Origin of the sequence: Pseudoalteromonas sp. NZS127 (assembly GCF_015864805.1) — a bacterium.
GTDB classification, from domain to species: domain Bacteria; phylum Pseudomonadota; class Gammaproteobacteria; order Enterobacterales; family Alteromonadaceae; genus Pseudoalteromonas; species Pseudoalteromonas nigrifaciens.
Map to the genome: position 1 here is coordinate 46537 of NZ_JADYWN010000024.1, position 10154 is coordinate 56690.

The 10154-nt window shown below is 40.2% G+C and carries 12 protein-coding genes; 8 read left to right on the forward strand and 4 right to left on the reverse strand.

Going from position 1 to position 10154, the window contains the following annotated elements:
* Positions 1 to 36: 36 nt before the first annotated feature.
* A complete protein-coding gene (gene def, locus I6E78_RS16550) occupies positions 37 to 540 on the reverse strand; it encodes a peptide deformylase (RefSeq protein ID WP_058372241.1) in 504 nt (167 codons plus the stop codon).
* 118 nt (positions 541 to 658) lie between these two features.
* On the opposite strand from def, the gene I6E78_RS16555 reads away from it, so the two are divergent.
* The 6 genes from I6E78_RS16555 (at position 659) to hemF (ending at position 5721) form a co-directional block, all read left to right on the forward strand.
* On the forward strand, positions 659 to 1780 hold the full coding sequence (locus I6E78_RS16555; protein WP_058372242.1) for a LysM peptidoglycan-binding domain-containing protein: 1122 nt from the start codon (positions 659 to 661) through the stop codon (positions 1778 to 1780).
* Between the two features lie 28 nt (positions 1781 to 1808).
* Positions 1809 to 2900 (forward strand): DNA-processing protein DprA, encoded by a 1092-nt coding sequence (dprA, locus tag I6E78_RS16560; RefSeq protein ID WP_197182915.1) that lies wholly within the window; start codon positions 1809 to 1811, stop codon positions 2898 to 2900.
* A gap of 20 nt (positions 2901 to 2920) precedes the next feature.
* Entirely contained in the window at positions 2921 to 3394 is a 474-nt protein-coding gene (locus tag I6E78_RS16565) for a DUF494 family protein (RefSeq protein ID WP_058374469.1), read from the forward strand.
* 244 nt (positions 3395 to 3638) lie between these two features.
* Complete coding sequence (locus I6E78_RS16570) at positions 3639 to 4214, forward strand: DNA topoisomerase family protein (protein ID WP_197182916.1); 576 nt, start codon at positions 3639 to 3641, stop codon at positions 4212 to 4214.
* Positions 4215 to 4238: 24 nt separating this feature from the next.
* Positions 4239 to 4802: an L-threonylcarbamoyladenylate synthase gene (locus tag I6E78_RS16575; RefSeq protein WP_197182917.1), complete on the forward strand. Its 564-nt coding sequence runs from the start codon at positions 4239 to 4241 to the stop codon at positions 4800 to 4802.
* 1 nt (position 4803) lies between these two features.
* Positions 4804 to 5721 (forward strand): oxygen-dependent coproporphyrinogen oxidase, encoded by a 918-nt coding sequence (gene hemF / locus I6E78_RS16580; protein WP_197182920.1) that lies wholly within the window; start codon positions 4804 to 4806, stop codon positions 5719 to 5721.
* 47 nt (positions 5722 to 5768) lie between these two features.
* Here hemF and I6E78_RS16585 read toward each other — a convergent pair whose 3' ends face one another.
* Together I6E78_RS16585 and I6E78_RS16590 are read right to left on the reverse strand one after the other, a co-directional pair.
* The gene (locus I6E78_RS16585; protein WP_197182918.1) at positions 5769 to 7373 is read right to left on the reverse strand and encodes a methyl-accepting chemotaxis protein; all 1605 of its coding nucleotides are present in this window, start codon (positions 7371 to 7373) and stop codon (positions 5769 to 5771) included.
* Between the two features lie 106 nt (positions 7374 to 7479).
* Positions 7480 to 7917, reverse strand: a complete 438-nt coding sequence (locus I6E78_RS16590) for a group II truncated hemoglobin (RefSeq protein WP_058374471.1) — start codon at positions 7915 to 7917, stop codon at positions 7480 to 7482.
* Between the two features lie 54 nt (positions 7918 to 7971).
* On the opposite strand from I6E78_RS16590, the gene aroE reads away from it, so the two are divergent.
* Together aroE and I6E78_RS16600 are read left to right on the forward strand one after the other, a co-directional pair.
* Positions 7972 to 8796 (forward strand): shikimate dehydrogenase, encoded by an 825-nt coding sequence (gene aroE / locus I6E78_RS16595; protein WP_197182919.1) that lies wholly within the window; start codon positions 7972 to 7974, stop codon positions 8794 to 8796.
* Positions 8793 to 9047: a DUF1488 domain-containing protein gene (locus I6E78_RS16600; protein WP_011326764.1), complete on the forward strand. Its 255-nt coding sequence runs from the start codon at positions 8793 to 8795 to the stop codon at positions 9045 to 9047. Before aroE ends, I6E78_RS16600 begins: the two co-directional genes overlap by 4 nt.
* 4 nt (positions 9048 to 9051) lie before the next feature.
* Here I6E78_RS16600 and I6E78_RS16605 read toward each other — a convergent pair whose 3' ends face one another.
* Complete coding sequence (locus I6E78_RS16605; protein ID WP_058372247.1) at positions 9052 to 9591, reverse strand: gamma carbonic anhydrase family protein; 540 nt, start codon at positions 9589 to 9591, stop codon at positions 9052 to 9054.
* Positions 9592 to 10154 lie beyond the last annotated feature (563 nt).

Genomic DNA, 10154 nt, shown 5'->3' on the forward strand with positions numbered 1-10154 from the left:
TGAGTTTTCCTAAGGTGCTTGTTACGGTGCTAATTACTATTCTGCAAATTTGGCTTCTTTTTCAAGCTTTTTACGAATACGTTGGCGCTTTAATGGCGATAAGTAATCAATGAACAGTTTACCTTGAAGGTGATCTAGTTCGTGTTGAATACAAATAGCGAGTAGTTCATCTGCATCTAGTACAAATTCTTCACCTTGCTCATTAAGCGCGGCAACAGTAACCGTTTCTGCGCGATCAACTTTTGCGTAAGAGTTAGGCACCGAAAGGCAGCCTTCTTCGCTTACGGTTGTACCGGCTTTTTTAATAATTTGTGGATTAATTAATACCAGCGGTTCGTTGCGCTCTTCTGATACGTCAATCACTACAATGCGTTGATGAATATTAACTTGTGTAGCAGCAAGACCAATGCCATTTTCATCATACATAGTTTCTAGCATGTCTTTTATAATCACACGGACTTGGTCGTCAACATGTGCAACTTCTTGTGCTATTGTACGTAAACGTTCATCTGGGAATCTTAAAACTTCTAACGTAGCCATAGTTACCTTTTACACTTATGCTTAATTTAGGGTATTGTATGCTCTTATTTTAGCCATTCGCGTTCCCCTTTAACAGGTTTTGGTCAATAATAATGAAAAAACAATACAAGGAAGCCCAATGAAATCTCCATTAATTGCAATTATAGTTGCATTAGGTGCTGCATTCTCTACTTATGCTGATGTGCTAAAAATAAAAAAAGATGCGCCTAAACAGTATGTTGTGAAAAAAGGCGATACACTTTGGGATATTTCTGGGGTTTATTTAAACGAACCTTGGCTATGGCCTGAGTTGTGGCAAATGAACCCGCAAATTAATAACCCTCATCTTATTTATCCCGGCGATGCCTTAGCATTAATCTACGATGCGCAGGGAAACCCACGTTTAGTGATAAATAAAGCGTACCGAAAGCTGTCTCCTCAGGGGCGAATTACCCCTAAAGGCAAAAATGCAATTACCACCTTGCCACTAGAAATGATCAGACCTTATATAACTTACGAGCAAGCTATAAATAGCGACGATATAAAAGCTAAACCTTATATTTTAGGGGCAAACGAGAACACGAAAACACAAACGTTAGGGCATATTTTATACGTTAAAGGCGATTTAAAATTACACCAAGCTTATGCAATTTATCATAAAGGTAAGCCATATTTAGACCCAGAAACAGGAAGGGTACTTGCTAATCGTGCTGCTTATGTTGGTATGGCTCGTGCCTTTAGAAAAGGTGATGCCGCTAATGGTGAGCCTGCATCGGTCAGAGTTGAGTCGGTGAAGCGCGAAATAAAACAAGGTGACTTTTTACTTCCAGCAATGGAAGGGCAAATGCTACCAGCGTATTTTAATATGCATCGTCCCCCCCAGGCTGTATTGGGCTATGTTATTGCTTCGCCAAGCGATTCTAGAGAATTTAGCACTATGGATGTAGTGGTGCTAAACTTAGGATCAGAGCAGCAAGTAGAAGTGGGTCATGTACTTGATATTGAACGCCAATCACCAAGCGTTATAGATGGTCCTCGTGGCCCTCGCTACACCGAGGACTCAAGTCGCTTTGAAAAGTTAATGTCAAATGCTAACGAGTTTTTTGGTGCTGAACCCGATGATGGAAGTACGGTTTGGAAAATGCCGAAAGAAAAAGTAGGTGAGTTAATTGTATTTAAGGTGTATGACAACGTAAGTTATGCGCTAATAACTAAAAATCAGCACCCAATTCGCGTTGGAGATATTGCAGTTATTCATTAAGTAGCGAGTCGGTGCTCTAGGAGAGAGCATGGATCAGTCATCTGGCAAGCTTGCCCACTGGCTTGCCTTTTATATGTGTAAAGGGTTGGGTATTAAAACCCTTTTAGCACTATCTAAAAACCATTCCCTTGAGTCATTGTTTGGCTTATCTCATCAGCAATTACTGCAATTAGGACTAAGTGCTAATCAAGCTACTAATTTGTTGCACACTAATTGGCAGCAAATTACGCATTATGAACAGTTAATCCTACACAATAATATAACGGTTATTAGTATTTTTGATGCCGCTTACCCCGAAGATTTAAAACAAATAGCCAGTGCGCCTTTATTGCTTTTTTGCAAAGGCGATGTGTCGTTATTAACTAGCCCACAAATAGCCATAGTTGGGAGCCGTAACGCCACCCCCACGGGGCTGGAAATAGCTGCTGAGTTTGCATATCAACTTACCTTAGCTGGAATCACTATTACTTCAGGCATGGCCCGCGGTATAGACGGATCTGCGCATAAAGGGGCCTTAGCTGGCAGCGGAAAAACCATTGCCGTGCTGGGTACCGGTGTTGATATTTACTACCCTAAGCAGCATAAGCTACTTACAAATCAAGTATTAGAGCAGGGCTTGCTTGTAAGTGAGTTTTTACCTGGTACTGCCGCGAATGCGCATAACTTCCCGCGTCGTAATCGTATTATATCGGGGTTATCGCTGGGGGTACTTATTGTTGAGGCTGAAATTAAAAGCGGTTCGCTCATTACCGTACGCTATGCGCTGGAGCAAAATAAAGAAGTATTTGCTGTTCCCGGCTCGATTAAAAACCCACTTGCCCAAGCGAGTCATTTTTTAATTAAGCAAGGTGCTAAGCTCGTGGAAAATGTAAGTGATATTCTTGATGAGGTGAGCTTTACTTATCAAAGTAGTTTTTTAACTACAGAGCAGTCAACCCAAACCAATAAAGACTCCCAGTGTGAGGTATTAAATAGTATTGGCTTTGAGGTAACCAGTGTTGATGACATTGTTCGCCGTGCTCAGTGGCCAATTGATAAAGTGCAAGCCAGATTGCTGGACTTGGAGCTAGATGATCAAATAGAGCGAGTTTTAGATGGTTACATCAGGTTAAGTACTTAAGCTAAATGCGAGGTGGTGATATGTTTGAGGTGCTTATGTATCTTTTTGAAAACTATATTCACAACGACGCTGGGCTCTTCATTGAACCTAATGAATTGACCGATGAATTATTACGAGCTGGTTTTAATCAAGCCGAAATATTTAAAGCACTAGATTGGTTAGAGCAGCTAGCCGAATTACAGCATAGTGACACATCACCATATTTAATCACTGACTCGCCACAAACAATAAGAGTATTTACCGACCATGAATGCAAAATGCTGGATGTGCAGTGTCGTAATTTTTTAATGTTTGTTGAACGCATTGGCGTTACTAATGGTGTTACCCGTGAAATGGTAATGGACCGCTTAGCAGCGCTAGATAAACCTTTTATAGGGTTAGACGATTTAAAGTGGGTAGTGTTAATGGTGCTATTTAATGTACCCGGAGCAGAAGTGGCTTGTGAGCAAATGGAAGATCTTATATTTGACCAGCCCGGCGACTTACTTCACTAATACCTAAATTCAAGATACCTATTAATACCTATTTAATTAAAATATGAGCATACGAGTAAATTAAATTGCTTAAGCACTTTCTTAAAAGTAATTTATACAGCAAGTATATGCCATAATCTTTGCCTTGTTATTACACCACACTTTTTACGCTATAATTGGCCGCTAATTTAATGTAATAGGTATAGCTATTGTATCTTTAAGTGTTTTGGGTATATTAGGCGAAAATTCACCAACTAGGATCACCATGAGTAAAATCGACCATTCGCTTTTCTCGGCGAATAAGCACGCCCTAGAAAAAGAATATGAGATATGCCCACAATGTGGTTCAGAGCTAGTGATCCGCAATAGTAAATCAGGCCCATTTTTAGGCTGTGCCAGCTACCCCAAGTGCGACTTTATTCGACCGCTGGCGCACCACGATAGCAGTGAAATAAAAGTGCTAGAAGATTCCGCATGTCCACAATGTAGTAAGCAGTTGGTGGTAAAAAATGGCCGCTACGGTATGTTTATTGGTTGTACTGGGTATCCAGAGTGTCATTACATCGCCAATGAAAACGAGGCAAAGCAAAATGAAGAGCCATTACCTAGTTGCCCTAAATGTAAAAAAGGCCGTTTAGTTTCACGTAGTAATAAATTTGGTAAAATATTTTATTCATGCGATTGCTACCCAAGCTGTAAATATACGCTGAATAATAAACCGGTTGAGCAATCGTGCCCAAAATGTAACTGGCCACTGCTGATTGAGAGAAAAATGGCTAACAGCACTGTGTTACAATGCCCACAAAAAAGTTGTATGCATAAACTTGCAGCCACTGAATAACGTTTAAAACTCCTGGAGACGATTTTGTCAGATCTATCTACTATATCTGCTGCTATAACGTGCTTAGCGCAAGGCGAAGTGATTTTATACCCTACAGAAGCTGTATATGGCTTAGGTTGCGATCCTGATAATCAACAAGCGGTTGAGCGACTACTGGCTATTAAACAGCGCCCGGTCGAAAAAGGCCTTATTTTAATTGCCGATAACTACGGGCAGTTATTAAAATACGTAGATGATGCCAAAATTCCAATGGATAAACGTGCCGAGATTTTTTCAAGTTGGCCAAATGCCATTACTTGGGTTATGCCCGCATCTAAAAGCACCCCAAAGTGGTTAACTGGGCAGTTTGACACCATTGCAGTTAGGGTGACTAACCATCCAACCGTAAAGCGCTTATGCCAAGAGTTTGGTAAGCCACTGGTATCAACTAGCGCTAATTTAAGCGGTCAAAATACAGTATTAAGCATTGCCGAGGCTAAAAGCCAGTTTGCTGAGCAGGTAGGTTATTATGTTGATGAGCCACTCGGTGGTAACACGCAACCAAGTACAATTAAAGATGCCATGAATGGCAAAGTATTTAGAGGTTAATATGCAAAGTGAATTATTAGAGCAAGTAAAAGCCTACTTTATGGCTTTGCAAGACACTATTAGCCAAGGCCTTGAAGCAGCCGATGGTAAAGCTAAGTTTATAGAAGATAACTGGCAGCGAAGCGAAGGCGGCGGCGGGCGTACACGCGTTATCACTAATGGTAATATTATTGAGCAAGGCGGTGTTAACTACTCGCATGTATTTGGTGCCTCTATGCCGGCATCTGCAACCGCACACAGACCCGAACTTGCAGGGCGCAGCTTTAATGCTTGCGGTGTGTCGTTAGTTATTCATCCAAAAAATCCACATATACCGACCAGCCATGCCAATGTGCGCTTTTTTATTGCCGAAAAAGAAGGCGAACAACCAATATGGTGGTTTGGTGGTGGTTTTGACTTAACCCCTTTTTATCCTGTATTTGATGATGTAGTACATTGGCATCAAGTAGCACATGACTTATGTGCACCATTTGGCGATGAGTTGTATCCAAAGTATAAAACCTGGTGCGATGAATATTTTTATTTGAAGCATCGCGATGAAACACGCGGTGTAGGTGGGTTGTTTTTTGACGACCTAAATGAACTGGGCTTTGAGCAAAGCTTTGCCTTTACGCAAGCAGTCGGTAATGGCTTTTTAGAGGCTTACTTACCTATTATAGAGCGTCGTAAAAAAGATGAATACACAGCGCAGCAACGCGACTTCCAGCTTTATCGTCGTGGCCGCTATGTAGAGTTTAATTTAGTCTGGGACAGAGGCACTCTGTTTGGTTTGCAAACGGGGGGTCGCACCGAATCTATATTAATGTCTATGCCACCGTTAGCGCGTTGGGAGTATAACTACACTCCTAACGCAGAGAGTGCTGAGGCTAAGTTATATGACGAGTTTTTAAAGCCGCAAGATTGGTTATCATTACGCTAATTACCAATCATTTCAACACTAAACAGTAAGGTATAAATTCTTACTGTTTAGTTTGTTAATTTAAAGCTCCTTACTTGTTCATCTAAAGTGCGAGCCAATGTTAATAGCCCTTCACTTACTTTTTGGTTATCGTTAGCGTCTAATAAAGACTGCTCAGCATTATCGCTAATACCAACAACACTTCTATTTATTTCCTCAGCAGCTAAACTTTGTTGTTCTGTTGCTTGTGCTATTTGCACGTTAAGCTGATTTATCTCATTCATCTGCATTGAAATATCTTTTAAAGCAACAGCTACGTTTTTTACTTGTTGCGCTCTTTCATCGGCCTCTTTACACGACTCACCCATTGTTTTTACTGTTTGCGCGGCTTCGGATTGAAGCTTATCAATAGTACGTCGAATTTCATCCGTTGATGCGTGAGTACGGGTGGCTAAAGTGCGCACCTCATCTGCAACTACTGCAAAGCCTCTACCAGCCTCGCCGGCTCGAGCTGCTTCAATTGCAGCATTCAATGCAAGTAAATTTGTTTGTTCGGCAATACTGCTGATCACCTCAAGTACTTTACCTACTTCAAGTGTTTGCGCTTGTAGTTGACTGACTTGATTTGCAGCTTGGCGCACATCGTGTGCTAACTGATTGATGCTCTGCTCTGTATGCTTGGCTATATGCATACTATTTTTGGCAAGTTCGTTACTGCTTTCTGATTTTTCGGAAGCAAACAAGGTCGTGTTTTTTACTTCGTTAGATGAGCTTTCTAGTTCGTTAATGGCAGCAGCAACCGAGTCGGTATTTCTTTTTTGCTCTAAAATAGCGCGCTCTGTGGTATCGGCGGAGGTATAAATAGTTTCAGCAGAGTGAATTAACACTTTTGAAGAATGAGAAACTTGAGCAATATTTTCTTTAAACGTCTCTATCATTTGGTTGAAGCTTTTTGCCAGCCATCCGAGTTCGTCTTCGGCATTATCGTCTACACGTAAGCTTAAATCTTTATTTGTTGTTGCCAAGTGCATGGTATGGCCTAGCTTTTTAAGCCTAACAATAAAAAGCTTTCTAAACATTATACCAAGTAACACAAAGGCAATAATAAAAATGGTTGATAATAATAGCGTATTTATTAAAGTGTTTTTTGTAACGGCGGTATCAATATCAGCTAAAGAATAGCTAATTTTAACGACACCAAGTACGTCGCCTTCTTGTGCTTGATGACAAGCTAAGCAGTTGGTGCCTTTATAATCGCTGCTCGCAAACATGGGGCGTAAATAGGTCATTATCCGTGTATTATTTTGCGGATGAACTTGTAATAGTTCTTCGCCTTGTAGTGCCAAGCGTTCCAGTTCATTACTGGGGGCTTGGTTTTTATTTCCGGGGCCATATAGTTTAGTCACTATTGGGCTGCGGATAATGTGCGCATCTTTTATATTAGGATGTTTTTGGAGTTTATCGCTGAGAATCTCTCTATTGGCCATAGTGCCAGTTAGCATCATGGTATTAACTGAATCAAAGTAGTTATCAGCTAAAATTTTTATATTGTCTTGTACTGTGTCTTGAGCAAGCGAGTGTTGCTGCTTAGCACTACTAAAAATGCTCGCAACCAATACGAGCAAACCAGTTATAGCAAGTAATGCATAAATTTTATGTTGAATGGATTTCACACGCAGGCACTTTTTTTAAACAATGGATGCTTATTATGCGTGTTTAAAAAAAGTGAATTTTGACTTGGCGCAAACAATAGTAATAAAAAGTGGTGCGCTTATTTCTTTAATGCTGGTTAATCATATGGCTCGCTAGCTGTCCAAACGATTGTTTTAGGCCTTCTCGTAGTAATGGATTATCTACTTCAAGGTCTAATGTTTTATTCATGCAGTACATCCATTGGTCGCGCAAGTCTTGATCAATGGCAAAAGGCATATGGCGTTTACGCAGCATAGGGTGGCCATGTTTTGCTACAAATAGGTCTGGACCACCTAACCAGCCAGATAAAAATTCAAAAAACACTTGGCGAATTCTATCTAATGGTAGAGGATGCATATCATATAACGGTTTAGCGTATTCATCTGTGGCCATAATATCGTAGAATCTATTTGCAATAGCGAGTGCACCGGCTTCTCCACCTAGTATTTCATAAGGTGTTTTTTCTGGTGTGGGTGTTTGCTCTATTGTAGCGGGCTTAGATTTTGAAAAAAGTCGTTTAATCATATTATTTATCATCGTTTATAGGCAGTGTTACTACTGCAAAGAGGTTGCTTTAAAATGGACAAATATGCGGTTTTTGGAAATCCAATAAAACATTCAAAATCCCCCGCGATACATAAACAATTTGCTATCTCTTTAGGTGAGCAAATCGACTATCGCGCAATCTTAGCACCTATCGATAACTTTGAAAAAACAGTATCGAATTTTTTTGCTCAAGGCGGTAAGGGAGCTAATATAACTATGCCCTTTAAAGAACAAGCTTTTGCAATGGCAGATGAGCTCACACCATTAGCTAAAATTGTCGGTGCAGTAAATACCTTAAAAAAACAAACAGACGGCACTTTACTAGGTGATAACACCGACGGCATCGGCTTTGTAAACGATCTGCTGGCAAATAATGTCAGCATTACTGGTAAACGTATTTTAATAATAGGCGCAGGCGGGGCAGCAAGAGGGGTTGTTTTACCCTTGTTGGATCATCAGCCACAGGAAGTTGTTATTGTTAATCGTACCGCCGAAAAAGCACAAAATTTAGCAAAGTTGTTTGCGCAACATGGCAAAGTGTCGGGTTATGGTTTTAACAACCTACCAGAAAACGATTATGCGCTTATCATAAACTCCACCTCTAGCAGTATGAATGACGAGCTTCCAGCACTTGATCAAAAACATATTACTAACTGTGAAGTAGCGTATGACATGTTTTATTCATTGCAAAACACCATTTTTATGAATTGGGTAGCGCAGTATAATAGTAATACTAAACTATTGGATGGCAGTGGTATGCTAGTTGGTCAGGCTGCCCAGGCATATTATGTATGGCGTAATAAAATGCCTGCAATATTACCTGTCGTTAATGCACTAAAACAGGGAACACTTACATGAACCAAGCAATACAATTTATAGATAGGCTAGAATTTAGAGAGCCAGCGCACCAATTAGTCTTTTTTGCACAAGTAAATGGCATGCTGGTGGAATGTGTTATTGCAGTAAGTAGTTTAGGTTTGACCGATGAAAGTCATGCAACAAGTTACTTTGAAAAAAATCGTTTTGATTACGAAGAGCGCGCCGAGCAACTTATCGAAGATGAAAGTTACAACTCGGCAGGCCAAATAGAAGTCAGCTTAATTAGCTAAGTGCTCATATAACGTCGTCACTCAAGTACTCATTTTTAAGCAGTACATAGTTATCCGCAGATACTTTTAAAAATGTAAGCTCTTGCTCGGTAAGCGCTCGGGCTTGCTTAACTGGGCTGCCTACATATAAATAACCAGACTCCAAACGCTTATTTGGTGGCACCAATGAACCCCCGCCAATAATCACATTATCTTCAATAATGGCATTGTCCATAATAATTGCGCCCATTCCCACCAATATACGGTTACCTAACTGACAACCATGTAACATAACCTTGTGCCCAACCGTTACATCATCACCAATAATAAGCGGATAACCTTCGGGGTTACTTTTGGTTGCTCGCGATAAATGCAGCACGCTACCATCTTGTATATTAGTACGTTCACCAATGCGTATATAGTTTACATCGCCACGGGCAGCAACTAACGGCCACACGCTGCTATCATCACCCAAAGTAATATCGCCAACCAATACCGATGATTCATCTATATAAACAGACGCATTAAATGAAGGGGTAACACCTTTATAAGAACGGATTGTCATATCTGCACCTTTAACTAACAGTTATATTAAATTATGAGTGTAACAGCAGAGCTTATTTAAGTGCCACAAAAGCAGTAATTGTTTATAAAACTATCAGTTTTAGGCGCTTTAGGTCAGTAACTGAGCGAACGTCATTTTTTTTTAGTTTTTCAGTAAAAAATGCTTGCGTAAAATCTGCGGCTCCCTATAATGCGACCCCACTGAGAAGGGAAACGCCGAAGCATAGCAAGGCACGAACTACTTAGAGAGTTAAATAAAACTTCGGTTTTAAATCTTCCAAAAAGAAAGTTTAAAACAAAGTATTGACTCGAAAAATAAAGGATGTATTATACGCATCCCTTGAGACGCTAAAGCGACTCAAACGTTCTTTAACAATATAAAGCAATCATCTGTGTGGGCACTCGTACAGATTGAGTTCTAACAGCCAAACTACTTACTCTTAATGGGTAATTAGCGAGGCAAACAAATTAGAGTCTCAATTGAAAACTGAGTGACCAACAGAATAGTTATTTCGGTAATTATTCGGCACAGTCAATTCAATATCGAAAGATATTAAAATAAAT

Coding starts and splice junctions, on each gene's coding strand:
- I6E78_RS16565 (WP_058374469.1), top strand. CDS start 2,921: ATGTTTGAGGTGCTTATGTATCTTTTTGAAAACTATATTCACAACGAC.
- I6E78_RS16590 (WP_058374471.1), bottom strand. CDS start 7,917: ATGATTAAACGACTTTTTTCAAAATCTAAGCCCGCTACAATAGAGCAA.
- I6E78_RS16570 (WP_197182916.1), top strand. CDS start 3,639: ATGAGTAAAATCGACCATTCGCTTTTCTCGGCGAATAAGCACGCCCTA.
- I6E78_RS16555 (WP_058372242.1), top strand. CDS start 659: ATGAAATCTCCATTAATTGCAATTATAGTTGCATTAGGTGCTGCATTC.
- I6E78_RS16600 (WP_011326764.1), top strand. CDS start 8,793: ATGAACCAAGCAATACAATTTATAGATAGGCTAGAATTTAGAGAGCCA.
- def (WP_058372241.1), bottom strand. CDS start 540: ATGGCTACGTTAGAAGTTTTAAGATTCCCAGATGAACGTTTACGTACA.
- aroE (WP_197182919.1), top strand. CDS start 7,972: ATGGACAAATATGCGGTTTTTGGAAATCCAATAAAACATTCAAAATCC.
- I6E78_RS16605 (WP_058372247.1), bottom strand. CDS start 9,591: ATGACAATCCGTTCTTATAAAGGTGTTACCCCTTCATTTAATGCGTCT.
- hemF (WP_197182920.1), top strand. CDS start 4,804: ATGCAAAGTGAATTATTAGAGCAAGTAAAAGCCTACTTTATGGCTTTG.
- dprA (WP_197182915.1), top strand. CDS start 1,809: ATGGATCAGTCATCTGGCAAGCTTGCCCACTGGCTTGCCTTTTATATG.